Annotated in this window: 21 protein-coding genes and 1 other RNA gene; 9 read left to right on the plus strand and 13 right to left on the minus strand. The window is 66.8% G+C overall.

Going from position 1 to position 26,068, the window contains the following annotated elements; translation table 11 throughout:
* The first annotated feature begins 157 nt into the window (after positions 1-157).
* Positions 158-784, plus strand: coding sequence for a nicotinamidase (locus CGK74_RS15885; RefSeq protein WP_094269398.1), 627 nt, complete (start codon positions 158-160; stop codon positions 782-784).
* Positions 781-2,124 (plus strand): nicotinate phosphoribosyltransferase, encoded by a 1,344-nt coding sequence (locus CGK74_RS15890; RefSeq protein ID WP_094269399.1) that lies wholly within the window; start codon positions 781-783, stop codon positions 2,122-2,124. The genes CGK74_RS15885 and CGK74_RS15890 overlap by 4 nt, the downstream gene beginning before the upstream one ends.
* 50 nt (positions 2,125-2,174) lie before the next feature.
* On the opposite strand, the gene CGK74_RS15895 is transcribed toward CGK74_RS15890, so the two are convergent.
* Positions 2,175-3,920 (minus strand): autotransporter assembly complex protein TamA, encoded by a 1,746-nt coding sequence (locus CGK74_RS15895; protein WP_094269400.1) that lies wholly within the window; start codon positions 3,918-3,920, stop codon positions 2,175-2,177.
* Positions 3,921-3,930: 10 nt separating this feature from the next.
* A complete protein-coding gene (locus CGK74_RS15900; protein WP_094269401.1) occupies positions 3,931-4,932 on the minus strand; it encodes a class 1 fructose-bisphosphatase in 1,002 nt (333 codons plus the stop codon).
* Positions 4,933-5,124: 192 nt separating this feature from the next.
* Here CGK74_RS15900 and CGK74_RS15905 point away from each other — a divergent pair, with 192 nt between their 5' ends.
* Positions 5,125-6,378: a D-amino acid dehydrogenase gene (locus tag CGK74_RS15905; RefSeq protein ID WP_094269402.1), complete on the plus strand. Its 1,254-nt coding sequence runs from the start codon at positions 5,125-5,127 to the stop codon at positions 6,376-6,378.
* 22 nt (positions 6,379-6,400) lie between these two features.
* On the opposite strand, the gene CGK74_RS15910 is transcribed toward CGK74_RS15905, so the two are convergent.
* From CGK74_RS15910 to dnaX, 9 genes are all read right to left on the minus strand, one after another.
* Positions 6,401-6,898: a hemerythrin domain-containing protein gene (locus CGK74_RS15910; RefSeq protein ID WP_094269403.1), complete on the minus strand. Its 498-nt coding sequence runs from the start codon at positions 6,896-6,898 to the stop codon at positions 6,401-6,403.
* Positions 6,899-6,906: 8 nt separating this feature from the next.
* Positions 6,907-7,380, minus strand: a complete 474-nt coding sequence (locus CGK74_RS15915) for a ClpXP protease specificity-enhancing factor (protein ID WP_094269404.1) — start codon at positions 7,378-7,380, stop codon at positions 6,907-6,909.
* A gap of 63 nt (positions 7,381-7,443) precedes the next feature.
* A complete protein-coding gene (locus CGK74_RS15920) occupies positions 7,444-8,040 on the minus strand; it encodes a glutathione S-transferase N-terminal domain-containing protein (protein WP_094269405.1) in 597 nt (198 codons plus the stop codon).
* Positions 8,041-8,148: 108 nt separating this feature from the next.
* Complete coding sequence (locus CGK74_RS15925) at positions 8,149-8,904, minus strand: cytochrome c1 (RefSeq protein ID WP_094269406.1); 756 nt, start codon at positions 8,902-8,904, stop codon at positions 8,149-8,151.
* Positions 8,901-10,169, minus strand: a complete 1,269-nt coding sequence (locus CGK74_RS15930; protein WP_094269407.1) for a cytochrome b — start codon at positions 10,167-10,169, stop codon at positions 8,901-8,903. The genes CGK74_RS15925 and CGK74_RS15930 overlap by 4 nt, the downstream gene beginning before the upstream one ends.
* Before the next feature lie 3 nt (positions 10,170-10,172).
* On the minus strand, positions 10,173-10,766 hold the full coding sequence (gene petA / locus CGK74_RS15935; RefSeq protein WP_094269408.1) for a ubiquinol-cytochrome c reductase iron-sulfur subunit: 594 nt from the start codon (positions 10,764-10,766) through the stop codon (positions 10,173-10,175).
* A 183-nt stretch (positions 10,767-10,949) separates the two neighbouring features.
* Positions 10,950-11,543 (minus strand): recombination mediator RecR, encoded by a 594-nt coding sequence (gene recR / locus CGK74_RS15940; RefSeq protein ID WP_094269409.1) that lies wholly within the window; start codon positions 11,541-11,543, stop codon positions 10,950-10,952.
* Between the two features lie 10 nt (positions 11,544-11,553).
* On the minus strand, positions 11,554-11,877 hold the full coding sequence (locus tag CGK74_RS15945) for a YbaB/EbfC family nucleoid-associated protein (protein WP_004259160.1): 324 nt from the start codon (positions 11,875-11,877) through the stop codon (positions 11,554-11,556).
* A gap of 68 nt (positions 11,878-11,945) precedes the next feature.
* Positions 11,946-13,994 (minus strand): DNA polymerase III subunit gamma/tau, encoded by a 2,049-nt coding sequence (gene dnaX / locus CGK74_RS15950; protein WP_094269410.1) that lies wholly within the window; start codon positions 13,992-13,994, stop codon positions 11,946-11,948.
* 384 nt (positions 13,995-14,378) lie between these two features.
* On the opposite strand from dnaX, the gene cfa reads away from it, so the two are divergent.
* Positions 14,379-15,596: a cyclopropane fatty acyl phospholipid synthase gene (gene cfa / locus CGK74_RS15955; protein WP_206186274.1), complete on the plus strand. Its 1,218-nt coding sequence runs from the start codon at positions 14,379-14,381 to the stop codon at positions 15,594-15,596.
* A gap of 143 nt (positions 15,597-15,739) precedes the next feature.
* Positions 15,740-16,642: a ZIP family metal transporter gene (locus CGK74_RS15960; protein ID WP_094269471.1), complete on the plus strand. Its 903-nt coding sequence runs from the start codon at positions 15,740-15,742 to the stop codon at positions 16,640-16,642.
* A 76-nt stretch (positions 16,643-16,718) separates the two neighbouring features.
* On the opposite strand, the gene ffs is transcribed toward CGK74_RS15960, so the two are convergent.
* An RNA gene (ffs, locus tag CGK74_RS15965) (signal recognition particle sRNA small type) lies at positions 16,719-16,817 on the minus strand.
* Between the two features lie 68 nt (positions 16,818-16,885).
* Complete coding sequence (locus CGK74_RS15970; protein WP_094269411.1) at positions 16,886-18,577, minus strand: AMP-binding protein; 1,692 nt, start codon at positions 18,575-18,577, stop codon at positions 16,886-16,888.
* Between the two features lie 245 nt (positions 18,578-18,822).
* Here CGK74_RS15970 and CGK74_RS15975 point away from each other — a divergent pair, with 245 nt between their 5' ends.
* The 4 genes from CGK74_RS15975 (at position 18,823) to CGK74_RS15990 (ending at position 26,063) form a co-directional block, all read left to right on the plus strand.
* Positions 18,823-19,644, plus strand: coding sequence for an NADPH-dependent oxidoreductase (locus CGK74_RS15975; RefSeq protein WP_094269412.1), 822 nt, complete (start codon positions 18,823-18,825; stop codon positions 19,642-19,644).
* Between the two features lie 39 nt (positions 19,645-19,683).
* Positions 19,684-21,099, plus strand: coding sequence for a nicotinate-nucleotide adenylyltransferase (locus tag CGK74_RS15980; RefSeq protein WP_094269413.1), 1,416 nt, complete (start codon positions 19,684-19,686; stop codon positions 21,097-21,099).
* Positions 21,100-21,247: 148 nt separating this feature from the next.
* Positions 21,248-23,119, plus strand: a complete 1,872-nt coding sequence (locus CGK74_RS15985; RefSeq protein ID WP_094269414.1) for an SLC13 family permease — start codon at positions 21,248-21,250, stop codon at positions 23,117-23,119.
* A 181-nt stretch (positions 23,120-23,300) separates the two neighbouring features.
* Positions 23,301-26,063 (plus strand): bifunctional diguanylate cyclase/phosphodiesterase, encoded by a 2,763-nt coding sequence (locus tag CGK74_RS15990; protein WP_094269415.1) that lies wholly within the window; start codon positions 23,301-23,303, stop codon positions 26,061-26,063.
* Positions 26,064-26,068: the final 5 nt, after the last annotated feature.

The following is a 26,068-nucleotide window of genomic DNA, read 5'->3' on the forward strand; positions in this document are numbered from 1 at the left end:
GTCGTTCAGCCGGCCAGAGGAAGGGACTACACTGGAAACGTCATGCCGGCCCGCATGTGAAAACCATACTCCTCTTCGGGGTGCGTTGGCCATCCGGACGCCCCCGCGCGTCCTCCGCGTCGCTGTTTAGGGCGCGGGCACTGCAAGGAGCACGCCGATGTCCTCCACCCGCCCGGAAGAACCTTACGCTGCAGTGGGACCGCTACAACCCGGCGATGGGCTGATCATCGTCGACGTGCAGCACGACTTCCTGCCCGGCGGTGCGCTGGGCGTGCCGCAAGGCGACGAGATCGTGCCGGCGCTCAACCGCTACATCGAACGCTTCCGCGAACGGGGACTGCCGGTCATCCTCACCCGCGACTGGCATCCTCCCGATCATTGTTCCTTTCACGCGGCGGGCGGCCCATGGCCGCCGCACTGCATCGCGGAAACGCCGGGCGCGATGTTTGCACCAGGCTTGCGGATCCCGGCCGACGCCATCGTGCTGTCGAAGGCCACGACGCCGGAAGCCGATGCCTACTCCGGCTTTCAGCGCACCGGACTGGCGGACCTGTTGCATGCCCGCGGATGCCGCCGCGTCTTCATCGGCGGGCTGGCCACCGACTACTGCGTCAAGGCAACGGTGCGCGACGCGCTGGCCGCAGGCTTCGACGCCGTGCTGCTGCGCGACGCCGTGCGGGCAGTCAATGTTGCTGAGGATGACGGCGCACGCGCCGTGGCCGACATGCTCGCCGCCGGCGCCCGTGAGACGACGCTCGACCAGCTGGAGCGCCGCGTGCCATGAACCACGAGGCCTTGCTCACCGACCTGTACGAGCTGACGATGCTGCAGGCCTACTTCGACGAGGGCATGCAGGACCGGGCGGTGTTCGAGCTGTTCGTGCGCCGCCTGCCCGAGGCGCGCAACTTCCTGCTCGTCGCGGGCATCGAACAGGCCCTCGACTATCTCGAGTGCCTGCGCTTCACCCCGGATGAACTGGGTTGGCTGGCGGACAGCGGGCGCTTCAGCTCGGCCTTCCTGCAATCGCTGCGCGACTTCCGCTTCAGCGGCGACGTCTGGGCGATGCGCGAAGGCACGCCCTGCTTCGCCAACGAGCCCATCCTGCGCGTGGAGGCACCGATCGGCGAAGCGCAGTTCGTCGAATCGCGGCTGATCAACCTGATTCATTTCTCGACCATGGTCGCCTCCAAGGCCGCGCGCTGCGTGCTGGCGGCACAGGGCCGGCTGCTGGTCGACTTCGGTCTGCGCCGGGCCCACGGTGGCGAGGCCGGACTGTTGGCCGCCCGCGCCAGCCATCTCGCCGGTTTCGCCGGGACGGCGACGGTGATCGCGGGACAACGCTTCGGCATTCCGCTGTTCGGCACCATGGCGCATTCCTACATTGAGGCCCATGCGCGCGAGGCTGACGCCTTCGCGCGCTTTGCCGCGTCGCAGCCGGGCAACGTGACGCTGCTGATCGACACCTACGACACCGAGTTGGCCGCGCACCGCGTCGTCGAACTGGCGCCGGCCCTCAAGGCCCGGGGCGTTCGGCTGGCGGCGGTGCGACTCGACAGCGGGGACCTGGCCGCGCACGCGCGGGCCGTGCGCGCCATCCTCGACGACGGCGGCCTGACCGACGTCCGCCTCTTCGCCAGCGGCAATCTGGACGAGTACCGGATCGCGGCCCTGCTTGCCGCAGGCGCGCCGATTGACGGCTTCGGCGTGGGTACCATGCTGACCACCTCGGGCGACGCGCCCAGCCTCGACATGGTGTACAAGCTGCAACGCTACGCCGGCGTGCCGCGACGCAAGCGCTCGGAAGGCAAGGCCACCTGGCCGGATGCCAAGCAGGTGTGGCGCCAGCGCGATGCGCACGGAACGCCGCGGGAAGACGAAATCACCCTGGCGGATGAGATTCGGTCGCCCTCGGAATCGACGTCGCTGCTGGCGCCGGTGATGAGGAGCGGTCGTCGAGTAGCGCCACGCGAGTCGCTGGACGCACTGCGCCAGCATGCCGCCGACAAGCTTATGCACCTGCCCCCCGCCCTGCGTGCCCTGGACCCGCCCGCGCAGCCCTACCCGGTCACGATCTCGCCGCGCCTGCGGGCGCTCGCCGAGGAGTTGGATCGCGAGCCGCACTGACGCGACACAGTCATTCGCAACCTCACTCCGGCGCGCGTTCCTGCCGGACTTCAGAATGCGATGGCAACGCCGAAATGCAGGCGCAGGCGGCGCTCATCGTGCCCCCACGCCAGATCGACCGCCAGCGGGCCGGCCGGACTGCGCCAGCGCGCGCCGACACCGTAGCCGGTGCGGAAGTCCAGGTCCTTGCGTACGTCCGCCGCATCACCGGCATCGACGAACACGGCCGCACCCCACTGGGGGCGGAACCAATGCACGTACTCCGCGCTGAGCGTGCCGAGATAGCGGCCGCCAACGGTCGCCTCGCCTTCGCGCACGCCCAGGCTCTGATAGGCATAGCCGCGCACCGATTGCGCGCCGCCCGTGCGGAACAGGAAATCCTGTGGGATGCCTTCGCGCGAATCGGCCAGCGTCGCGCCTGCCTCGCCACGCAGGATCAGCACGTCGCGCTCGCCCACCGGCTGATAGCGCACCGCCCGCCCGTACAGTCGGACGAAGTCGCGATCGGCAATCGCCATCGCTGCACCGCCCCCCACCTGGAACTCGAGAACGTAGCCGCGAGTCGGGTCGAGCAGATCGTCCACCGCGCGCTGCACCCAGGTCCAGTTCGCGGTCAACGTATTGCTCGAGCGCGACTCGCCGCCTTCGGGGCGCAGCCGCTCATGCTGAAGGCGGAGGGCAAGCTGGGTCTCGATGTTGCCCCGTACCGTGTTGCGGGCAACACCGACAGCTTGCGAATGCACCAGCAGACCTTCGAGGTCGCTGCGGTCCACGAGCGCGCCGACGCTGTCGCGATGGTTGCCCGAGGGCGGCAGGAAGACGTCGGCGTAGGCGGACTGGCGGCGCTGCTCCAGACGCAGACCGGTCGACAACTCCCAGCCACGGCGCAGCAGATTCACGTCGCGATAGCTCGCCTCCGCACGCAGGCCGGTATTGCTGGAGATGCCGGCGCCGAAGGCGAGATGTTTGGGACGCGCCTCGGAGACCTGCACGCGCACCGGGACCGCTGCAGCGAGCGTCGGATCGCGCTCGACATCGACGATGACCGAGGCGAAATGCGGTGTGTTCTGCAGCCCCGTCTGGAAGGCCAGCAGGGCCTCGCGGTCGTAGGGCTCGCCGACGCGCAGGCGGCTGTATCGCTGCACCAGATCCGCCGGCAGTTCCTGCAATCCGCTGACCTCGAGTGGACCGAGGTAGAACGCCGGCCCGCTGTCGAGCCGGACGCGGAGCCGGGCAGTGGCACGCTCCGGGTCGATCTCCGCGCGGCTGTCCACGATGCGCGCCGCCGCGTAGCGCCGCGCCGACACGCTGTCGAGCAGTTGCTGCTTGGCTGCATCCCAGTCGCCCTGGCGGAAGGGCACCCCCGGTGGCAGCGACCACCGCGCCCGCAGCAGGGTGAGATACGCGTCACCGCCCTGCTCGGCCGCCCGCGTGATTTCGCCGTCGAAGTCGAGCGTCACCTCAGCGATGGTCGTGCGCGGCCCGGGCTCGACCTTGACCACCCAGCGTCCGGCCTCGCTGCGGTCGATGCGCACCGTCGGCGTGAAGTAGCCCTCGGTGGCAAGCAGGTCGCCGACCTCACGCCGCACGCGGCGCGCCATCGCGCTGCGGTCGGCAGCGGCGTCGGGCATGGTCACGTCACTGCGTCGAAGCAGGCGGACGTGGCGCTCGAGCAACTCACGCACGACCTCGGGCGCTTCCAGCCCCACTTCGAGCGCCTGCTGTGCCGCGCCCGACAAGGGCGCACACAGCGCGCCACCGAACAGCAGGAGGGCGAGACCGCGCCGCGGACGCATGCTGCCGCGGTCAGGTCTCGCGGTGATACTCGGTCACGCGCTCGACCTCGGCCTTGGAGCCGAGGATCACCGGCACGCGCTGATGGAGCTCGCGCGGCTGTACGTCGAGGATGCGCTCGCGGCCGGTGGTAGCAGCCCCGCCGGCCTGCTCGACCAGCATCGCCATCGGGTTGGCTTCGTACATCAGGCGCAGCTTGCCGCCCTTGTCGCGGCACTTCTCGTCCAGCGGATACATGAAGATGCCACCGCGGGTCAGGATGCGATGCACGTCGGACACCATCGACGCGACCCAGCGCATGTTGAAGTCGACGCCGCGCGGCCCCGTCTTACCCTGTTGCAGTTCGTCGATGTAACGCTGCACCGGCTTCTCCCAGAAACGTGCATTCGACGCGTTGATCGCATACTCGCGCGTTTCCTCGGGAATGCTCATGAACGGGTGCGTGTAGATGAAGCTGCCCATCTCGCGGTCGAGGGTGAAGGCATGCACGCCCTGACCGACCGTCAGCACGAACTGGGTGGATGGGCCATAGACGGCATAGCCTGCGGCCACCTGCTCGCGTCCCGGCTGCAGGAAGCTGGCCTCGGTCGGCTGTTCGCCCCCCGGCGGATTGCGCAATACGGAGAAGATGGTCCCGACAGAGATATTGACGTCGATGTTCGACGAACCATCGAGCGGATCGAACAGCAGCAGGAAGCCGCCCTTCGGATAGTCGAAGGGGATCTGGTGCACGGTCTCGACCTCCTCCGAAGCCATGGCCGCGAGGTGGCCGCCCCACTCGTTGGCCTGCAGCAGGATCTCGTTGGCGATCACATCGAGCTTCTTCTGTGCCTCGCCCTGCACGTTGTCGGTACCGGCCTCGCCGAGCACCCCGGCGAGCGCCCCCTTGGACACGTTGACGCTGATGGCCTTGACCGCCCGGGCGACGACCTCGATCAGCAGGCGCAGGTCGGCGGTGATGCGACCGGCGCGCTGCTGCTCGATCAGGAACTGGGTGAGGGTGACGCGACGCATGAGAGAACTCCGTGAATGCGGTGTGATGTCTGACAGCGCGAATTATCCCGGTTCCACGCGCCGTGCGCACGGCAAAAAAAGCGCTGCGTGTTTCGTCCGCGCGCTGTGGGGGCTATGATCCCGCCTCGGCCACGGCGGGAACCTCCCTCGGGGACCCGACTCGTACAGCCGTCATCCATCGCTCCCCGACATATGCACGTCATGGTTCTCGGCGCCGGTGTCACCGGCGTCACGACCGCCTGGTTCCTGCATCAGGCGGGACTCGAGGTCAGTCTCGTCGACCGCCAGCCCGGCGCCGGACGCGAGACGAGCTTTGCCAACGGCGGCCAGATCTCGATCAGCCATCCGGAACCCTGGGCCAATCCCGCTGCACCATGGCTTGCGCTGCGCTGGCTCGGGCGCGAGGATGCGCCGCTGAAGATCCGCCCCGCCTTCGATCCGGCACAGTGGCGCTGGGCGACGTCCTTCCTGCACGAATGCCTGCCGTGGCGCACACGCCGCAACACCGAGGCGATCGCTGCGCTCGCCCTCTTCAGCGGCGAACGGCTGCGCGCGGTGCGCGAGAAAACCGGGATCGAGTACGAACAGCGCATGACCGGAATCCTGCATCTGTTCCATACGGCGCGCGAATTCGCCCATGCGCCCGCGCGCGCATCGACGCTGCGAAAGCTCGGCATTCCTGTGGAAGTGCGCTCACGCCCGGAATGCCTTGCCCTGGAGCCCGCGCTCGCAGGCCGGCCGGACGGGATCGCAGGCGGCCTGTATGCACCGGACGACGAGTCGGGCAACGCGCAGCGCTTCACCGAAGCGCTCGCCGCAAGACTGGGGGAAATGGGGGTACGGCTGCACTGGAACACCGAGATCCGGCAACTGGCAGTTAGCGGCAGCCGCATCGAGGGGGTTAACGTGCGTGACGTAATGGGGCGCAAGGGCATGCTCAGCGCCGACGCCTTCGTCGTGTGCCTGGGCAGCTACAGCGGAAAACTGTTGCGCCCGCTGGGGCAACGCGTACCGATCTATCCGGTGAAGGGCTACTCGATCACGGCCGCCCTTGCTGCGCCGGAACGCGCGCCCGTGGTGAGCCTGACCGACGAATCTCGCCGCGTCGTCTGCTCCCGCCTTGGCGACCGCTTGCGCGTGGCGGGTACGGCTGAACTCGCCGGCTTCGACACGACCATCCGCCCCGAGCGCATCAAACCGCTGCTCGAATGGGCTCGCGCCCACTTCCCGGGCGCCATCGATGAGGCGCAAGTGACGCCGTGGGCCGGACTGCGTCCAGCCACGCCGAGTAATCTTCCCCTCATCGGCCGCAGCCATGCCGAGAACCTGTGGCTCAACACCGGCCACGGCACCCTGGGGTGGACCCTGGCCTGCGGCTCGGCGGCGGCGCTGACCCTGCTGATTCAGGGCGAGAAACCGCCGGTGGCGTTCCCGTTTCAGCGCTGAGTCGAGGCAGACCTCACCGCCATCAGGCGCAGGCCTTCTTCTCGGCGTCGCTCTCGGCGCTCAGCGTCGCACACGCGCAACCTGACGCAGCCTGGCCTTCAGCGCCTTCCGCATTCGCAAACGTGCCGCTGTCCACATCGTAGCCGACGCTCTGCAGATGGAAAGCCAGCGCGGCATCCATGCCGTTGGTGTGATGATCGAACCAGGCCGGCAACTCCTGCACGAGGCGCTTGGCGAAGAAGGTGTCGCCTGCGGCGACACGCTTGCGGATGTCGTGCAGGACGGCGAGCACACGATCGTGCTCGGCGCGGTGACAGCCCGGGAAATTGACCACCTCCATCCAGCGGTTCTCCTGGGCGAAGTGGGCCTCGGTGTGCGCGACGAAAGCATCGTAGGCGGCGAGAAAATCGTCAGGCCCCGCGTTGGCAACCACGTTATAGAGCTCGACAAACTCGCGGTGCGTGTCGTCCATGCGCGCGAGGCCGTTCTCCAGCTTCTCGCTCCATTCAAGACTGGCCATGGCTTGTCTCACTTCACAACGGTCAGGTGGGAAGGACGAGGACGGCGCGGCGCGTCTTCGCCCGCGGGCGCTTCGGCCTTCGCCTCAGCGGCCGCATCGGCCATGTCCACGACGGTTTGAGGCGTCTCACCCAGTGTCTCATCGGCATCGACACCCGCGTCATCGCCCGTGATCTCGGGCTCGAAGGCCATGCCCTGCCCGTTTTCGCGGGCGTAGACGGCGATCACGTTGGCGATCGGCACCACGAGCGAATGCGCCACCCCACCGAAGCGGGCCTGGAAGCTGATGAAATCATTTGCGATCTGCAACTGCCCGGTCGCATCGGGCGACAGGTTCAACACGATCTGTCCGTCACGCGCATAGCCCGGCGGAACGCGCGTCTGGGCATCCACGAGCGTGGCGACGTAGGGCGTGAATCCCTGATCGACGCACCATTCCCAGATGGCGCGGATCAGGTAAGGCTTGGTCGATACCGTGGTCATGAGTCTTCCATCAGGCGACGCCGCGGCCGCGAGGCGCGACCATCGGCGTCGGGGGTCGGCAGATCAGCGACGCATCACCTTCTCGGAGGGCGTCAGCGCATCGATGAAACCCTGGCGGCTGAATATCCGCTCGGCGTACTTCATCAGCGGCGCGGCGGCCTTGGGCAGCTCGATGCCGTAGTGCTCCAGGCGCCACAGCAGCGGCGCAATGGCCACGTCGAGCATAGAGAACTCCTCGCCGAGCATGAACTTCTGCTTGGTGAAGATCGGCGCGAGCTGGGTGAGCTGGTCACGGACGTGCGCGCGGTTCTTGTCCACGCCCTTCTGGTTCGCCTCGAGCGCTTCCAGGTGCGAGAACAGTTCCTGCTCGAAGGTGTGCAGCAGTTGGCGGGCGCGCGCGCGCATGATCGGGTCGGGCGGCATCAGCTGCGGATGCGGAAAACGCTCGTCGATGTACTCGTTGATGATGTTCGACTCGTACAGCACGAGGTCGCGGTCCACCAGCACCGGCACGCGGTTGTAGGGGTTGATGACGGCGATGTCTTCGGGCTTGTTGTAGAGATCGACGTCAATGACTTCGAAATCCATGCCCTTCTCGAACAGGACGATCCGGCAGCGATGGCTGAAGGGGTCGGTCGTGCCGGAATACAGGTTCATCATGGTGTTGCCACTCCGGGGATACAAAAGCAAAAGCGCACCACGCGGTTCCGCGTGGTGCGTCTGGGTCAGGACTGCATCAACAGGCCTCGCGGCCGGTTGTCGTTCCGATCAATGAATGTCCTTCCAGTAGTTCTTCTTGAGCGCGTAAGACAGCACGAACAGGCCTGCGAGGAAGATCAGCACGAAGGTACCAATCGTCTTGCGCTTCTCTGCGACCGGCTCGCCCATCCAAACGAGGAAGGAGACAAGGTCGGCGATCGACTTGTCGTACTCCTCAGCCGACATCTTGCCGGGCTTGGCGAGCGACAGTTCGACATGCTTGGAGCCGTCTGCGTTCTCGGTGACCTTGGCGACCTGCTCGCCCTGCAGCTCCCACAGGACGTGCGGCATACCGACGTTCTCGAAGATCACGTTGTTCCAGCCGGTCGGACGAGCGGGGTCACGGTAGAACTGGCGCAGGTAGGTGTACAGCCAGTCCGCACCGCTGCCGTCACCGGAAGCGCGCGAACGGGCGATCACCGACAGGTCGGGCGGCGCGGCGCCGAACCACACCTTGCCGTCATCGCGTGCCATCGAGATCTTCATCAGATCGCCGACCTTCTCGCCGGTGAACATCAGGTTGTCGCGAATCATCTGCTCGGACAGGCCGATGTTCTGCAGCTGGTTGTAGCGCACGTAGGACGCGCCGTGGCAGTTCAGACAGTAATTGACGAACAGCTTCGCGCCGTGCTGGAGCGCCGCCGGATCGGTGCTGACCGGGGCCTTGTCGAGGTGCACCGAAGCACCCGCCGCCAGCGCCACCGCCGGAGCGAACAGCAGCACCGCTGCCGCACGCTTGATGAGATTGATCACGCGCATTTTCATTTGAAGTTCACCCTTTCCGGTTCGGCCTTGCACTTGTCGAGCTTGCTGTACCACGGCATCAGCAGGAAGAACGCGAAGTACAGCACCGAGCAGATCTGCGACACCAGCGTACGACCCGGGGTCGGGGGCAGCACGCCCAGGTAACCCAGGATGAAGAAGCAGATGACGAAGATGACCAGCGCAATCTTGAAGATCGGGCCCTTGTAGCGAACCGACTTCACCGGGCTGCGATCCAGCCAGGGCAGGAAGGCGATGATCACGACCGAGGCACCCATGGCCACAACGCCCCAGAACTTCGCATCGAGGCCGAACAGCGGGTAGGTGACCGCGCGCAGGATCGAATAGAAGGGGGTGAAGTACCACACCGGCGCGATGTGCGGCGGCGTCTTCAGCGGGTCGGCCGGGATGAAGTTGTTGAACTCGAGGAAGTAACCGCCACCTTCCGGCGCGAAGAACACGACCGCGCTGAAGAAGAACAGGAAGGCCACGACGCCGACGATGTCCTTGACCGTGTAGTACGGATGGAAGGGAATGCCGTCCAGCGGAATGCCGTTGGCATCCTTCTTCTTCTTGATCTCGACACCGTCCGGGTTGTTCGAGCCGACTTCGTGCAGCGCGATGATGTGTGCAGCGACGAGGCCGATCAGCACCAGCGGCACGGCGATGACGTGGAAGGAGAAGAAGCGGTTCAACGTCGCGTCGGACACGACGAAGTCGCCGCGGATGACCAGCGACAGGTCAGGACCGATCACCGGGATCGCCGAGAACAGGTTGACGATGACCTGGGCGCCCCAGAAGGACATCTGCCCCCACGGCAGCAGGTAGCCCATGAAGGCCTCGGCCATCAGCACCAGGAAGATCAGGGTGCCGAAGATCCAGATCAGCTCGCGCGGCTTGCGGTACGAACCGTAGAGCAGACCGCGGAACATGTGCAGGTACACGACGATGAAGAAGGCCGATGCACCGGTCGAGTGCAGGTAGCGGATGAGCCAGCCACCCGGCACCTCGCGCATGATGTACTCGACGCTGGCGAAGGCCACCGGCACACCGGCGGCGTTCAGCGAGGCATCCGGCTTGTAGTGCATGACCAGGAAGATGCCGGTCAGGATCTGGATCACCAGCACCAGCAGGGCCAGCGAGCCGAAGAAGTACCAGAAATTGAAGTTCTTCGGGGCGTAGTACTCGGTGAGGTGCCCCTTGATGGACGACGTCAGCGGAAAACGCTCGTCGATCCAGTTCAGCACAGCCTGGGATTTCGTGGTCATCGCTTATGCCTTCCCGTCATCGCCAACAAGAATGGTGGTATCCGCGAGATATTGGTGCGGCGGAATCTCGAGATTGGTCGGCGCCGGCATGCTCTTGTACACGCGACCTGCCAGATCGAAGATCGAACCGTGGCAGGGGCACAGGAAGCCGCCGGGCCAGTCGGCTCCCATGCCGCTTTCGGCACCGACCTTGAACTTCTCGGACGGGGAACAGCCGAGGTGGGTACAAATACCCACCGTGACCAGGTATTCGGGCTTGATGGAACGATGCTTGTTCTTGGCGTAGTCCGGCTGCTGCGGCTCATCCGAGGCCGGATCGGTGACATTGGCATCGGTCTTGTCGAGCGACGCCAGCATCTCGGGCGTGCGACGCAGGATCCACACCGGCTTGCCGCGCCATTCCACAGTCATCATCTCGCCCGGAGCGAGCTTACCCACATCCACTTCGACCGGCGCACCGGCTGCCTTGGCACGCTCGGACGGCGTCAGGCTGGCAACGAACGGCACAGCCGTTGCCACGGCGGCAACACCGCCGGCGGCGGACGTCGCCAGCAGCAGGGTGCGGCGGCTGCTGTCCATCTTTTGATCAACGCTCATGACCCTCTTCCCAAAAAGGAAAACGAAAGACCCGGATACAAATAACTCCGGGATTATAACGGAGTCACTGCAGCAGAGAAAGCACGAAGGGCGGATCGCCAGTCGCAACAAGGCTTTCCGGGCGGCATTCCTGCGTCGGAAAGCCGCGGCAGCGGCCGAATATGCTGCGACGCAACAGCTCGCCTAGACGGTGCGGCGTTCGACCAGGGCCTGGGCGATGGTGCCGGTGTCGGTGTGTTCGAGCTCGCCCCCGACCGGCACGCCGCGGGACAAGCGGCTGACCTTGAGGCCGCGCGCAGTCAACAGGCTGGCGACGGTATGCGCGGTGGCCTCGCCCTCGTTGGTGAAGTTGGTGGCGAGGATGACTTCCTGCACCTTGCCGTCGGTCGCGCGACCAATGAGCTTGTCGAGCTTCAGCTCGCGCGGCCCGATGCCGTCGAGCGGCGACAGCCGCCCCATCAGGACGTAGTAGAGCCCGCTGTAGGACTGCGTCTGCTCGATCATCGCCAGATCGGCCGGCATCTCGACCACGCACAGCAGCGAGGCGTCGCGCCGCGGGTTGGCGCAGCGCGGGCACACGGCTTCCTCGCTGAAGTTGTTGCAGCGCTCGCAGTGGCGCAGCACTTCGAGCGCGTGCGCAAGCGCATGTGCCAACCGCGCCGCGCCGCGCTGATCGCGCTGCAGCAGATGGTAGGCCATGCGCTGCGCGGATTTCGGGCCGACGCTGGGCAGGCAGCGTAAGGCCTCGATCAATTCGTCGAGGCTCGACGGCGTCATCGCGGCAGACTCAGAACGGCAGCTTCATGCCGGGCGGCAGATTGAGGCCGGACGTGAAACCAGACATCTTCTCCTGCGTGGTCGCCTCGACCTTGCGCACGGCATCGTTCAGCGCCGCCGCGACCAGGTCCTCGAGCATTTCCTTGTCGTCCATCACCGACGCGTCGATGGAGACGCGACGCACGTCGTACTTGCAGGTCATCTGCACCTTGACCATGCCGGCACCCGACTGCCCTTCGACCTCGACCGAAGCAAGCTGCTCCTGCATCTTCTTCATGTTCTCCTGCATCTGCTGGGCTTGCTTCATCAGCCCGGCGATTCCGCCTTTCATCATCTTGGACACTCCAGGTTATTGAGTTGTTTGAAAAGAGTCTTGACGCGAAGTCTGTCGTGCCGCGGCCGTCACAGCGGCTTCACGGTGTTTTCGACGAGGGTGGCATCGAAGCGTTCGATGAGTTCGCGCACGAAGGGATCAGCCTCCAGTGCGGCCACCGCCTCCGCATGGCGTGCGCGACGCTCGATCTCGTCGCGCTGGGCAGGCGTTTCGCCGGCGATGTCGCCGATGACGATGCGCACGCGAATCGTGCGCCCGGTGGCCGCAGCGAGCTGGTCCTGCAGGCGGTCGACCGCGCCACGGTTCATGTCCAGCAGATGGCGATGCGCCGTCGACAGGCGCAACTGCAACTCGTCCTCGGCGCAATCGACCCACTCGCAGTGCTGGGCAAGCTCGCGCACGAGCCCACCCAGTTCGAGCGCGCGAATGATGCCTCGCCAGTCACCCATTGCGAGCAGGGACCCGACGTCGCCGCCGGTCGCCGACGCAGGCCTGATGGAGACAGGCGGTACAACCGCCGGGGCAACGGACGCTTCGGGCGCGCGCGCGACCTCAACGGTCGCAACCACCGCGGGCACGGTCTCTGCGCCGCGCTGGCGCGTCGCGGCTTCAGGTTGTGTCCGCGCGGGTGCAGTTGCCGCCGCGCCGTAATCCTCTGCATACGCCTCGGGCGGCAGGTCTTCCCAAGGCGGCACATCGTTCTCGCTCGCCGCCACCGGCGCGCTCGCTCCCGACGACACGGCGGCGACCGCCGCAGGCACTGAAGCGACGGGAGCAGGTTCGGCCTTCTCCAGCGGGCGCTCTGCGGGCACAGGCGCCGTAGGTGAGGGGGCGGCTGCGCGAGAAGGCTGTCCCGCCGGCACGCCGGTGACCCGATTTCCGCCCCCCGCCGCGGAGAGGGCAGAAGACGACGCCAGGTCACCACCCGATCGGGCGCCCTGCGCCCCCCCCGCGCCTGCGGCCGCAGCAGCAGGCAGGCTGCGTGCCTGACCGCCGCCGGCCGGCGCGACGCCGGGTCCGCCGAGCGCCGCCGGCTGATCGGGACGGAAAGCGTGCAGACGCAGCAGCGTCATCGTGAAACCGGTGTATTCGTCCGGCGCCAACGGCAGCTCGTCACGACCGTGAATCGCGATCTGGTAGGCGAGCTGCAGGAACTCCGCATCGAAGGCACCCGCATAGGATCCGATGCGGGCGCGCTCGACCTCGTCCGCGATCGCCTCCGGCGCGTACTGCACAAGCGCAATGCGATGCACCAGGGTCGCCAGCGACTGCAACGCGGCATCGAAGGACAGGCTGCGCGCCTCCATGCCATCCGCCACCGCGAGCAGGCCAGCGACATTCCCGGCCGCAAGCGCGTCGAGCACGGCGTAAAGATGGTCGTCGCCGACCGTGCCCAGCATCTGCGTGACCTGCTCCTCCTCGACCTTGCCCGCGCCATGCGCGATCGACTGGTCGAGCAGCGACAGCGCATCGCGCATCGACCCGTTGGCGGCCTTGGCGATATGGCGCAATGCGCCGGGCTCGAAAGGCACCTCCTCGGCCTGCAGGATGCGCGTCAGATGATCGACGATATGGCCCGGCGGCATCTGCTTCAGGTTGAACTGCAGGCAGCGCGACAGCACCGTGACCGGAATCTTCTGCGGATCGGTGGTGGCGAGGATGAACTTGACGTGCTCGGGCGGCTCTTCCAGCGTCTTCAGCATGGCGTTGAAGGCGTGACCGGTGAGCATGTGCACTTCGTCGATCATGTAGACCTTGTAGCGCCCCTGTACCGGCGCATACACGGCCTTGTCGAGCAGCGCCGCCATGTCGTCGACGCCGCGGTTGGACGCGGCATCCATCTCCACGTAATCGGGGAAGCGGTCGGCGTCGATGGCACGGCAGGCATCGCAGACGCCACAGGGCTCGGGCGTGATGCCCGTCTCGCAGTTCAACGCCTTGGCGAGGATGCGACTGATCGTGGTCTTGCCCACGCCGCGCGTCCCGGTGAAAAGCCAGGCGTGATGCAGCCTGCCCGTGGCGAGCGCATGCGTCAGCGCCCGCACGACGTGCTCCTGACCGACCAGCGTACCGAAGGACTTCGGCCGCCACTTGCGCGCAAGGACCTGATAGCTCATGGCGGGCGATTCTAGCAGAGCCATGACGGGCGTCCGGCGCCGATCGTCATCCCCGCCCTGCAGCTCCTCGATAGCTGAAGGCAATTCCAAACATCCTGCTTATCGATTGGACCTATCTAGATCCACTGCCTATTCTGCACTCGTCAGCCGGACAGGCCCGGCATCGCACGGAGGACCCGATCATGCATCCGAATGCCCAGGACTTCGACACCCTTTTCGATCTGCTGTGCGCCGTGTGCGCCGAGTTCGCACTGACCGTCTGATCCGCACGCCACGCCCGAGAAGAAGGCCCGATTCCTGCTTGGAATACGGCAAAGCCGGGCGGCGATGGCCACCGGCCTTCCCTTTCCAGACTTCAAACCCTTACACGGCAAGGAGTACAGGATGGAGAGCACTCAAAAGCCCGCCGAAACCCATGCACGCAAGCCACTCCCGGCGCACCATCATGGCGCGCGCCGCACCCTTCGGCCACGGGAACAGGACCCGGCGCTGCGCGCGATCGCGCAACTGCTCGCCGAGGCAGACATCGAGGTCGACGGCGAACGCCCTTGGGACATGCGCATCCACAACCCGCAGACCGCGGACCGCATCCTGGCGCGCGGCAGCCTTGGCCTGGGCGAGAGCTACATGGAAGGCTGGTGGGACTGCGACCAGGTCGACGAATTCATTGCCCGCGTGCTGCTCGCCCGCCTCGACGAGAAGGTGGGGACCACGGCTCTGAGGGTGCAGGCCCTGCGCGCGCGCCTCTTCAACCTGCAGAGCCTGCGCCGCACCTGGCAGGTCGGCGAGATCCATTACGACCTCGGCAACGACTTCTTCGAGGCCATGCTCGACCCGAGCATGGCCTATACCTGTGGCTACTGGGCCACGGCCAATACGCTGGAAGACGCGCAGGCGGCCAAGCTCGACCTCATCTGCCGCAAGCTCGAGTTGCGACCCGGCATGCGACTGCTCGACATCGGCTGCGGCTGGGGCAGCCTGATGAAGTTCGCCGCCGAACACTACGGCGTCGAATGCGTCGGCCTGACAATCTCGCGCGAGCAGGCGGAGTTCGGCCAAGGGCGCTGTAACGACCTGCCGGTGGCCTTCCGGCTGCAGGACTATCGACAGTTCAACCGCGGCGGCAGCGAACGCTTCGACCGCATCGCCTCGGTCGGCATGTTCGAGCACGTCGGGGCCAAGAACCACAGCGCCTTCTTCGAGATGGCGCGCCGCAGCCTGACCGACGACGGCCTGTTCCTGCTTCACACCATCGGCAAGAACGTGCGACGCACGCCAACCGACCCGTGGATCGACCGCTACATCTTTCCCAACGGCGATCTGCCCTCGCTCGGCCAGGTCTGCGACGCATCGGAAGACTGCTTCGTCGTCGAGGACGTGCATAGCTTCGGCGCCGACTACGACCGCACGCTGATGGCCTGGCATGCCCGTTTCGAAGCCGCCTGGCCGCGCTTCGCCGAGCGCTACGGCGAACACTTCTACCGCATGTGGCGCTACTACCTGCTCGCCTGCGCCGGCACTTTCCGCGCACGCAGCAACCAACTGTGGCAGTTCGTGCTGTCGCCACGAGGCGTGGCGGGCGGCTACCGACGGCCCGGCTGAGTCGGCCCCTCGATACCCAAGCCCTATCGACCGATTTCAAGCTTTCAATTGGTTCTATCGGTGGGCGGACTCCATACTGAATTCACTGATTCGTGCGCTGCCCCGACCGGTGGTGACGCATGCAGATCGAAAGGAGTCCGATCATGGTAGCCAAAGTCGCCCGCCTGCATTTCCTGCCCGCCAGCCCGGCTGGTGCCTTGCGCGCGCTCGCCGGCTGGCTGATCGCGCTAACCGGTTTCGCCGTGCTGCTCGCGCAGGCCGTCCGCGGCCTGGAAGGCTTCGAGCTACCGCTGTCCGGCGCACTGTCCGGCGGCGCCATGGCCGCAGCCGCTACCGCGTTGGGCGCCGTGCCGTTGCTGGTGATGCGCAGGATCAGCGAGGGTGCGCAAGGCATGCTGCTCGGCTTCGGCGCCGGCGTGATGCTGGCCGCGAGCGTGTTCTCGCTGTTGCTGCCGGCCTTCGATGCCGCCCAGGCGCAGGGCACGGGCCAGACCGGCGCAGCGCTGCTGGTGGCCGTTGGCCTTGCGATCGGTGCCGGGCTGTTGCTGACGATGGATCGCGCCCTGCCCCACTCGCATGCGCCGGACGGCTCGCGTACCGGCACCGCGGTGTGGCTGTTCGTGTTCGCCATCGCGGTCCATAACATCCCCGAGGGGCTGGCGATCGGGGTTGCATCCGGCCTCAACGGCACCGGCGCGGGCAGCGGCGACGCCGTCGCCACCGGGATCTCGCTGCAGAACGTGCCCGAGGGCCTGATCGTCGCCATCGCGCTGGTGACGGCCGGCTACAGCCGCCTGTTCGCCTTCGGCGTCGCCGCGGTGTCAGGCCTGATGGAGCCGATCGCCGCGGTCGCCGGTTCGGTGATGGTGTCGGCTTCCGCGATGATCCTGCCGTGGGGGCTGGCGGGCGCGGCTGGCGCGATGCTGTTCGTGGTCAGTCACGAGATCATCCCCGAGTCGCACCGCCGCGGCCACGAAACGCTGGCCACCGGCGGCCTGATCGTCGGCTTCGTGGCGATGATGCTGATGGACAGCCTGCTCGCCTGAACGACCAGGCTTGAACGACACGCCGAAAAGCCGAAGGGCGCCCACATCGGAGCGCCCTTCGGCTTCTTGCATTCGGGGTGGCGAGCCCGACCCCCGGCACTTGCAGGGAACGGCTGTGGCTGCTGCCTTCCGGCCCTGACCAGGTTCACCGCGCTGCAATGCGGGGAGACCCGCCACGGCCGGCATTGTAGCAGCATGCCGGCCGCACGGGGGCGCATGATGGCCCCCTTGTACGGGCCGCGATCAGCCCTTCAGTTCGGGGAAGTCTTCCTCGAAGAACTCCAGCTCGCCCCGCGCGTTCTCACCCCGCGCCTCTTCGGCCTTGCGCAGTTCGACGCGGCGGATCTTGCCTGAGATGGTCTTGGGCAGGTCGGCGAAGGACAGGCGGCGGATGCGCTTGTACGGGGCCAGGCGTTCGCGGGTGAAGGCGAAGATGTCCTTGGCGAGCTCCTTGCTGGGCTCCTGGCCGGCGACCAGGATCACGAAGGCCTTCGGCACCGCCAGACGCACCGGATCCGGGCTCGGCACCACCGCGGCTTCGGCCACCGCCGGGTGCTCGATCAGCACGCTTTCGAGTTCGAACGGGCTGATGCGATAGTCGGAGGCCTTGAACACGTCGTCGGCACGGCCGACATAGGTGATGTAGCCGTCCTCGTCGATGCTGGCGACGTCACCGGTGCGATAGTGGCCATCGCGCATCACTTCCGCGGTCTTCGCCGGATCACCCGAGTAGCCCACCATCAGGCCCACCGGACGGCTGTCGCCTAGCACCAGCGAGATCTCACCCTCGGTCACCGGGTTGCTATCCACGTCGAGCAGGGCGATCTTGTAGCCGGGCAGCGGACGGCCCATGGAACCGGGCTTGAGCGGCTGGCCGGGCGTGTTGCCGATCTCGGCGGTGGTCTCGGTCTGGCCGAAGCCGTCGCGGATGGTGATGCCCCAGGCCTTCTGCACCTGCTCGATGACTTCCGGGTTGAGCGGTTCGCCGGCGCCGATCAGTTCGCGCAGCTTGGTCTTGACCGCCGCCAGGTCCTGCTGGATCAGCATGCGCCACACGGTCGGGGGCGCGCACATGGTGGTGACTTCGTACTTCACCAGCACGTCGAGCAGGGCCTTGGCGTTGAAGCGGTTGTAGTTGTACAGGAACACGCAGGCGCCGGCATTCCACGGCGCGAAGAAGCAGCTCCAGGCGTGCTTGGCCCAGCCCGGCGAGGAGATGTTCATGTGGCGGTCATTGGGCTTCAGGCCGATCCAGTACATCGTCGACAGGTGGCCAACAGGGTAGGACTGATGGGTGTGCAGCACCAGCTTGGGCTTGGAGGTGGTGCCCGAGGTGAAGTAAAGCAGCAGCGGATCGTCGACGCGGGTGACGCCGTCCGGGGTGAACTGGTCGGATTCGGCCGCGGCGTCCTCGAAGGCCTTCCAGCCAGCGGGCGCGCCGCCCACGGCGATGCGCCCGAAGCTGCCCGGCAGGCTCTCGAACTTGTCGGTGTGGGCCTTGCCGATCACCACGTGCTTGACCTGGCCGCGCTCGACGCGGTCGACCAGATCGTCCGGGGTCAGCAGCGTGGTCGCGGGGATCACCACCGCGCCGAGCTTGATCGCGGCGAGCATGGTTTCCCACAGCGGCACTTCGTTGCCGAGCATGATCAGGATGCGCTCGCCGCGCTTGACGCCCTGCTTGCGCAGCCAGTTGGCGACGCGGTTCGAGCGCGCCGACATCTCGGCGAAGGAGAGCTTCGACTCGCGGCCATCCTCCTCGATGATCCACAGCGCCGGGTTGTCGTTGCCCTTGGCCATGGCATCGAAGTAGTCCAGCGCCCAGTTGAATTCCTTCAGCTGCGGCCACTTGAAGCCGGCGTAGGCGGTGGCGTAGTCGCTGCGGTGTTGCAACAGGAAGTCGCGTGCGGCGATGAATTCGGCGACAGCACTCATGGTGTTCCCTCTCCTCGTTGTGATCAAAACCGTCGGCTTCCGGCTGGGCAAAAGCCCGCCGGGCGCCATATTTACGTTGACGTTAACGTAATTCATGCATCCAGATCAAATCGGCGCTATCCGTTCGCACCCGCGACGGCGGAGCGACCAGCGCGCGCAATCGTTCCCCGTACTGCGGCAGGATCGCCGAAGCACCGCCTTGCGCCAATATACTTGCTGTTTTCCCGCAGCATCCGGAGTGACTCATGCCCCTCGACCCGCAACGCCTGCGCGCCCGCTACGGCGACCTCGGCCTTTCGCTTCAGGCGGCCAGCTCGCCGCTCATCGAACACCTGCTCGATCACCGCTCGGTGCGCGCCTACCTGCCGGACCCGGTCGGTGATGACGAACTCGCCGCAATCGTCGCCGCCGCGCAGTCGGCCGCCAGTTCGTCCAACCTGCAGGCCTGGAGCGTGGTGGCCGTGCGCGACCCGGCAACCCGCGCCGCGCTGGCCGAGTGCGCCGGCGGCCAGGCGCACGTGAAGGACGCCCCGCTGCAGCTGGTGTGGCTGGCCGACCTCGCCCGCCTGCGCCATCTCGCCGAGACGACCAGCCGCCCGGCCGAGGCGCTTGAATACACCGAGATGTTCCTCGTCGGCGTCATCGACGCCGCGCTGGCAGCACAGAACGCGGTCGCGGCGGCCGAGTCGCTCGGCCTCGGCACCGTGTATATCGGCGGCATGCGCAACCAGCCGGAGAAGGTGGCCGAACTGCTGGCCCTGCCGCCGGGGGTGGTCGCGGTGTTCGGCATGTGCGTCGGCCGTCCGGACCCGGCCCAGCCGGCCGCGGTCAAGCCGCGGCCGCCGCAGTCGGTGGTGCTGCACCACGAGAAGTACTCGCTCGAAGCCCAGGCGCCAGGCATCGAGGCCTACAACGCCACCATGGCGCGCTTCTACGAAGAACAGCAGATGAACGTACATGGCACCTGGGCAGTGCATTCGGCCAAGCGCATCGCCGGTCCGCAGACCCTGTCCGGGCGCGACCGTCTGGTCGAGGCGCTGCACAACCGCGGCTTCAAGCTCAAGTAAGGCGGGCCCCGCGGCCCTGCCCCATCAAGGAAGAGACCGATGCGCAAACGCGACACCATCCTGACCACCGACCAGAAGGCACTGGCGGTCAACCTCGACAAGTTCAAGTACGGCTCCATCGTCGAGATCGGCGCCGGGCAGGAAGTGGCCCGCCGCTTCTTCCAGGTCGGCGCCGCCGCCGGCACCATCGCCAAGACCATGTCGGCCTACGACATGGCGGTCAGCGACGACATCTACGGCCATGTCGACCGCTACGTGAGCCGCGCCCGCCTGCTGCAGATGCTGGACAAGGAGTTCACCCAGGTGGTGGACCGCCTCGCCCACGTGCGGGCGAAGAACACCACCTTCTTCGCCTATGCGGCGACGGTGACCGCACGCAGCTTCAAGCAGAAGAACGAATGCCACGGCTGGATCGGCGTGCGCCTGCAGCTGCACCCGGGCGCCGCGCCAAGCGATGTGATCCTGCACGTGCGCATGCTCGACGACACCAACGCGCAGCAATCCGAAGCGCTCGGCATCCTCGGCGTGAACCTGATCCACGGCGCCTTCTTCCACCACGACCAGCCCGAATGGATCGTCGAAGGCCTGGGCGACGGCCTCACGCCCGAGCGCATCGAGGTCGACCTCATCCACTTCTCGGGCCCCTACTTCGAGGAAGTGGAAAACCGGCTGATGAACCTGCACCTGATCCGCAGCTGGCTGACGCGCGCCGTGGTGTTCAACCCCGACGGCGAGGTCGTGGTGCCGGGCGAGCTGTTCTACCGCAAGCCGGTGATGGTGATGCGCGGCAGCTTCAAGCCGGTGACCTGCGTCAATGTGGACATGATGGCCTCCGGCCTGAAGCAGTTCAGCCAGCTCGCCGCGGTCGACGAGACCAGCATCCTGCAGCTGGCCGAGATCACGATGAACTCGCTGATCAGCGGCGACAACGTCGACGGTGCCGACTTCCTCGCCCGTGTGGACCTGCTGACCTCCCAGGGCTACACGGTGATGATTTCAGACTACGTCCGCTTCTTCCGCCTGCGAGCCTACCTGCGGCGCTACACGCAGAAGCCGATCGGCATCGTGCTGTCGGTACGCGACTTCCAGTTCCTGTTCGACGAGAAGTACTACGAAGGCCTGGAGGGCGGCATCCTCGAGGCCTTCGGCAAGCTCTTCCCCGACAACACCCACGTCTACGTCTATCCCTCGCGACCGAAGGGCGCCCAGCCGGACGAGCTGGTCACGCTCGACAACGTCCAGGTGCCGGAAAACCTGCGCCACCTGCTCTCCCACCTGGTGACCAACGAGAAGCTCGTGGCCGTGCACCCCCACGACGAAGGCCACCTGCACATCGACGTCACCGAGGTGTTGCAAGGCCTGCGCCGTGGTCGCGGCGACTGGGAAACCGACGTACCCGAGGCCGTCGCCCGCCGCATCATCGACAGCCGCCTGCTGGGCTTCGATACCGAGTGAATCCGCCCGCCGGGGGCAGCGCTCGCCCCCGGCCGCCTCACCCGATTTACCCGGCATGCGCCGGCCATCTATATTGGGAACAGGGGCGCCCCGGGAAAACGGCGGGCCGGGAGCACCCAACCGCCCGACATGAGCACCCGAGGCGCCGATGGAACCCGAGCAACTGCTGATCCTCGTCATTCTGGCCGCAACCGTCGGCGCCTTCCTGTGGGGCCGCTGGCGGCACGACATGGTGGCCGCCGCCGCCCTGCTCGCCTGCGTGCTCGGTGGCCTGGTCGAGCCCGGCGCCGCGTTCGCGGGCTTCGGCCACCCCGCGGTCATCACGGTAGCCTGCGTGCTGGTGCTGAGTCGCGGCCTGCAGACCTCCGGCGCGGTCGATGCGCTGGCGCGCGCCATCCTGCCGGCAAAGGCCGGCCGCACGCTCAGCCTGGCGGCGCTGATGGGTCTCGGCGCGCTGCTGTCGGGCTTCATGAACAACGTCGGCGCCATGGCCCTGCTGATGCCGGTAGCCATCCACCTCTCGGAGCGGCTCGGACTCACGCCGGGTCAGATCCTGATGCCGCTGGCCTTCGGCACCATCCTCGGCGGCATGACGACGCTGATCGGCACCCCGCCCAACCTCATCGTCTCGGGCTTCCGCGCCACCGCCGGCCAGGGTGGCTTCGGAATGTTCGACTTCACACCGGTCGGGCTGGCCGTGGCCCTGACCGGCATCCTGCTCGTCGCGCTCGTGGGCTGGCGGCTCGTGCCGGCCCGCACGCAGGCGGGCATCGAGGGTTTCGAATCGGGGGCCTACATCACCGAGGTGCGCGTCCCTGCGGACAGCAAGGCGGCCGGCCTGAGCCTGCGCAAGATCGAGGCGGAACTCGTCGATGTGGATGCGCAGATCGTCGGTGTGGTGCACAAGGAGGTTCGCCTCATCGCGGCCAATCCCGGACGCAAGGTCCACGCCGGCGACATCCTGATGATCGAGGCCGAGGCCGAATCGCTGGCTGACGTGCTGTCCATCCTTGGCCTGAAACTGGAGGAAGCGGTCACGCCCGAGGAGGCCGCCGGGAACGGCAGCGAGGACGCCAATGGCGCCAGAGCCCAGGCCGGTGCGATCGCCACGACAGCCGCTGGCAAGGATGGAGACGGGAGCGAGACGGCCGCGGCGAAGTCGGGCGAGATCGTGCTGATGGAGCTTGCGGTGCTGCCCGGCTCGCCGCTCTCCGGGCGCTCGGCCACCGACATCATGCTGCGCACCCGCTACGGCATCAACCTGCTGGCGCTGTCGCGCGAGGGCCAGCGCTCGATGAAGCGGCTGCGCAGGATCGCCATCCAGTCCGGCGACCTGCTGCTGTTGCAGGGGCCGCCCGAGTCGATTTCGGAGTTCGCCGCCGATGCCGCCTGCGTGCCGCTGGCCGCGCGCGAACTCTACATCCCGGACCGGCGCAAGGCATGGGAGGCAGCCTCGATCATGACCCTGTCGATCGCCGTCGCGGCCCTCGGCCTGCTGCCGGCGGCTGTAGCCTTCGCCATCGGCGTGCTCGCCTCGATGGCCCTGCGCACGGTGCCGCCGCGCGCGGTCTATGAGGCGATCGACTGGCCCATCATCGTGCTGCTGGCATGCCTGATTCCCGTGGCAAGCGCGATGGAAACCACCGGCACCGCCGACCTGATCGCGCGCACCCTGATGGACAATGTGGCACAGGGCCACGCCGTCGCGGGGCTGGTCGTGATCCTGGTCATCACCATGTTCCTGTCGGACGTCATGAACAACGCCGCCACCGCCGCGGTGATGTGCCCGATCGCGATCGGCACTGCGTCGGCGCTGGGCGTTAATCCTGACTCGTTCCTGATGGCAGTGGCCATCGGGGCGTCGTGTGCCTTCCTGACACCGATCGGTCACCAGAACAACACGCTGATCCTCGGCCCGGGCGGTTTTCGCTTCGGCGACTACTGGAAACTGGGCCTGCCCCTGGAGATCGTGGTAGCCGCAGTTGCCATACCGATGCTACTTTGGGCGTGGCCATTATGACGAACGGAGTGGCAAGCCCTCGGCAGAGGCGACCGCCGCGCCGCGAAAGACGAAGCGTGACGCACTCGGCAGTCACGCAAACGTCGCACGGGACAGATTACCCAAATTGGGGCACATTGCTGGCTGGCGGCTCAACCCCGCCTACATCAGCACCCGATCAACCCGCGATGCCAAGGACGAGATGACGCGCAATTCGCTGCACCTGCGACTGTGGCTGACCATCGGCCTTGCCGTGCTGCCGCTGTTCCTGTTCGTGCTGGTCGACTACCAGGAACGGCGGACGCAGGCCGTCGAGCGCGCACATGCCGAGGTCGAGCAGCGCCTTGCCGCCGCCCGCCGCGAAGCGCTCGGCGCGCACAAGATGGTCGAGTTCGTGCTGCGGATCATGGCGCGGTCGAACGACCTGCAGTCGCTCGACGGAACGAGTTGCAGCGAGATCGCCAAGCGCCTGCTGGTTTCGCGGGACGACTTCGCCAACATCGGCGCGGCCCTGCCGGACGGTAGCCTGTTCTGCAGTGCACGGCCGACGAGCGCAACGATCAATGTCTCCGATCGCACGTGGTTCCAGGCAGGCATGCGGGGCGGGGGCATCACCTACGGCGAGTTCATCGTCGGCCGGGTATCGGGCAGGCCGGGCATGGTGTTCGGCTACCCCTTGCACGGACCGCAGGGCGAAGTGCGGGGCGTGCTTTTCGCCTCGATCTCGCTCGACTGGGTGGACAAGCTGATTGACGACTTCAAGCTGCCGCCTGGCTGGGAGGCCAGCCTCATCGACATGGACGGCAGGATCCTGTCCCACCAGCCGGACGTGGACCGCTGGCGCGACCACGTCGTCGCCCCCGATCAGCTCGCCGCGTTGCGCCGGGCGTTGAACGAAGGCAGCGGCATCATCGAGCTGCCCGGATTCGACGGCATGCGCCGGCTGTACGGTGTCGCTGCGCCCGGCTTTGCGCCCGACAGCGGTCTGATGACGATCGGCGCCCCGCTCGAGCAGTCCCTCGACGCGGTCGACCGCCGTTTCCAGATCCACCTCGCCCTGCTGGGGGCGGTGACGATCCTGTCAGCGCTGCTCGCGCGGCTCTACATCTACCAGCTGATCGAAGTGTGGGCGGTACGCGTGCGCGACACCGTCGCCCGCATCGCCGCAGGCAGCCTCGGCACACGCGTCGGCAAGGGCACGTCGGTTCATGAACTGGACGAAGTGACGGCGGGCATCGACCGCATGGCTGCAGAGATCGAACGGCGCGATGCCGAATTGCGTCGGCTGTCGATGGCGGTCGAGCAGAGCCCGGAATGCATCGTCATCACAGATACCAACGCCCGCATCGAGTACGTCAATGAGGCCTTCTGCCGCATCACCGGCTACTCGCGCGAGGAGGCCATCGGTCGCAACCCACGCATCCTGAATGCCGGCCTCACGCCGCGCGAGACCTACGACGAACTGTGGGCCACGCTGTCGCGCGGCGAAGTCTGGCGCGGCGAGTTCCACAACACCCGCAAGGACGGCGCGAACTACCTGGAACTGGCGACGATCGCGCCGATCAAGCAGCCCGACGGCACCATCACGCACTATGTCGCGGTCAAGGAAGACATCACCCAGCGCAAGCAGTCCGAGGCGCTGCTGCACCGGCTGGCCTACTACGACGCGCTGACCGGGCTCCCCAACCGCGCCCTGCTGCGCGACCGCCTGCAGCAGGCGATCCGAGGCAGCGGCCGCAGCGAAGCCTGGGGCATGCTGATGCTGCTCGACATCGACCGCTTCCAGCAGCTCAACGACTCGCGCGGCCATGCCAGCGGCGACCAGTTGCTGAAGGAACTCGGCAACCGCCTGCGCGCCGCCATGCGCGAGGACGACACGGTGGCGCGCCACGGCGACGATGACTTCGCGATCGTGATCGAGAACATCGGCGACAGCCAGGACGACGCCATCGCGCACGCCGAGCTGATCGCGAGAAAGCTGCACGCCGAACTCGATGCGCCCTACGCACTCGGCGAGAACGGCAGCGAACCTCATTACGCCACGCTGAGCATCGGCGTGAGCCTGTTCCGCGGCAAGGCTGCCGCGCCCGATACGCTGCTCAAGCAGGCGGAGGTCGCGCTCTACAAGGCGAAGGAGGATGGCCGCAACACCATCCGCTTCTTCAACCCTGAAATGCAGGCCGTGGTCGATGCGCACGCACGCATGGAGATCGGCCTGCGCGAGACCCTGCAGTCGGGCGGTTTCCGCCTGTTCTACCAACCCCAGGTCGACCGCCACGGCCGCCTCGCCGGCGCCGAGGCGTTGATCCGCTGGCCCGGCGCCGACGGCCGGATGATCTCGCCGGCCGAGTTCATCCCGCTGGCCGAGGATACCGGCCTGATCGTGCAGATCGGCCAGTGGGTGCTGAGCACCGCCTGCGCGCAGATCGCGCAGTGGCAGCAGGCGCCGGCCACCCGCCACCTGTCGATCGCAGTCAACGTGAGTGCGCGCCAGTTCCACCAGGCCGACTTTGTCGAAGTCGTTCACCGCACGGTCGAAGCGGCGGGCATCGACCCAAGCCGGCTGAAGCTCGAGTTGACCGAGAGCGTCATCCTCGGCGACCTCGACGAGACCGTCGCGCGGATGAACCAGCTCCGTGCCCTTGGCATCCAGTTCGCGCTCGACGACTTCGGCACCGGCTATTCCTCGCTGTCCTACCTCAAGGGCCTGCCCTTCGCCCAGCTCAAGATCGATCAGTCCTTCATCCGCGACATGACGCAGGACGAAGGCAGCGAGATCATCGTGCTCGCCATCCTGTCGATGAGCCGCGCGCTCGGTCTCGAGGCGATCGCCGAAGGCGTCGAAACGCCGACACAGCGCGAATTCCTGCGCCTTCACGGCTGCGAGTTCTACCAGGGCTACCTGTTTGGCAAACCCCTGCCGATCGAGGCCTGGGGCGACTTCCTCGCCACGGCCTCGGGCTGAACGCC

This window comes from Thauera propionica, assembly GCF_002245655.1.
In the GTDB taxonomy this organism is placed as follows: Bacteria; Pseudomonadota; Gammaproteobacteria; order Burkholderiales; family Rhodocyclaceae; genus Thauera; species Thauera propionica.

Coding starts and splice junctions, on each gene's coding strand:
- CGK74_RS15925 (WP_094269406.1), bottom strand. CDS start 8,904: ATGAAAATGCGCGTGATCAATCTCATCAAGCGTGCGGCAGCGGTGCTG.
- CGK74_RS15960 (WP_094269471.1), top strand. CDS start 15,740: ATGGTAGCCAAAGTCGCCCGCCTGCATTTCCTGCCCGCCAGCCCGGCT.
- CGK74_RS15915 (WP_094269404.1), bottom strand. CDS start 7,380: ATGACCACGGTATCGACCAAGCCTTACCTGATCCGCGCCATCTGGGAA.
- CGK74_RS15945 (WP_004259160.1), bottom strand. CDS start 11,877: ATGATGAAAGGCGGAATCGCCGGGCTGATGAAGCAAGCCCAGCAGATG.
- CGK74_RS15890 (WP_094269399.1), top strand. CDS start 781: ATGAACCACGAGGCCTTGCTCACCGACCTGTACGAGCTGACGATGCTG.
- CGK74_RS15930 (WP_094269407.1), bottom strand. CDS start 10,169: ATGACCACGAAATCCCAGGCTGTGCTGAACTGGATCGACGAGCGTTTT.
- CGK74_RS15970 (WP_094269411.1), bottom strand. CDS start 18,577: ATGAGTGCTGTCGCCGAATTCATCGCCGCACGCGACTTCCTGTTGCAA.
- CGK74_RS15900 (WP_094269401.1), bottom strand. CDS start 4,932: ATGCGTCGCGTCACCCTCACCCAGTTCCTGATCGAGCAGCAGCGCGCC.
- CGK74_RS15980 (WP_094269413.1), top strand. CDS start 19,684: ATGCGCAAACGCGACACCATCCTGACCACCGACCAGAAGGCACTGGCG.
- dnaX (WP_094269410.1), bottom strand. CDS start 13,994: ATGAGCTATCAGGTCCTTGCGCGCAAGTGGCGGCCGAAGTCCTTCGGT.
- CGK74_RS15985 (WP_094269414.1), top strand. CDS start 21,248: ATGGAACCCGAGCAACTGCTGATCCTCGTCATTCTGGCCGCAACCGTC.
- cfa (WP_206186274.1), top strand. CDS start 14,379: ATGGAGAGCACTCAAAAGCCCGCCGAAACCCATGCACGCAAGCCACTC.
- CGK74_RS15910 (WP_094269403.1), bottom strand. CDS start 6,898: ATGGCCAGTCTTGAATGGAGCGAGAAGCTGGAGAACGGCCTCGCGCGC.
- recR (WP_094269409.1), bottom strand. CDS start 11,543: ATGACGCCGTCGAGCCTCGACGAATTGATCGAGGCCTTACGCTGCCTG.
- CGK74_RS15905 (WP_094269402.1), top strand. CDS start 5,125: ATGCACGTCATGGTTCTCGGCGCCGGTGTCACCGGCGTCACGACCGCC.
- petA (WP_094269408.1), bottom strand. CDS start 10,766: ATGAGCGTTGATCAAAAGATGGACAGCAGCCGCCGCACCCTGCTGCTG.
- CGK74_RS15975 (WP_094269412.1), top strand. CDS start 18,823: ATGCCCCTCGACCCGCAACGCCTGCGCGCCCGCTACGGCGACCTCGGC.
- CGK74_RS15990 (WP_094269415.1), top strand. CDS start 23,301: ATGACGCGCAATTCGCTGCACCTGCGACTGTGGCTGACCATCGGCCTT.
- CGK74_RS15895 (WP_094269400.1), bottom strand. CDS start 3,920: ATGCGTCCGCGGCGCGGTCTCGCCCTCCTGCTGTTCGGTGGCGCGCTG.
- CGK74_RS15885 (WP_094269398.1), top strand. CDS start 158: ATGTCCTCCACCCGCCCGGAAGAACCTTACGCTGCAGTGGGACCGCTA.
- CGK74_RS15920 (WP_094269405.1), bottom strand. CDS start 8,040: ATGATGAACCTGTATTCCGGCACGACCGACCCCTTCAGCCATCGCTGC.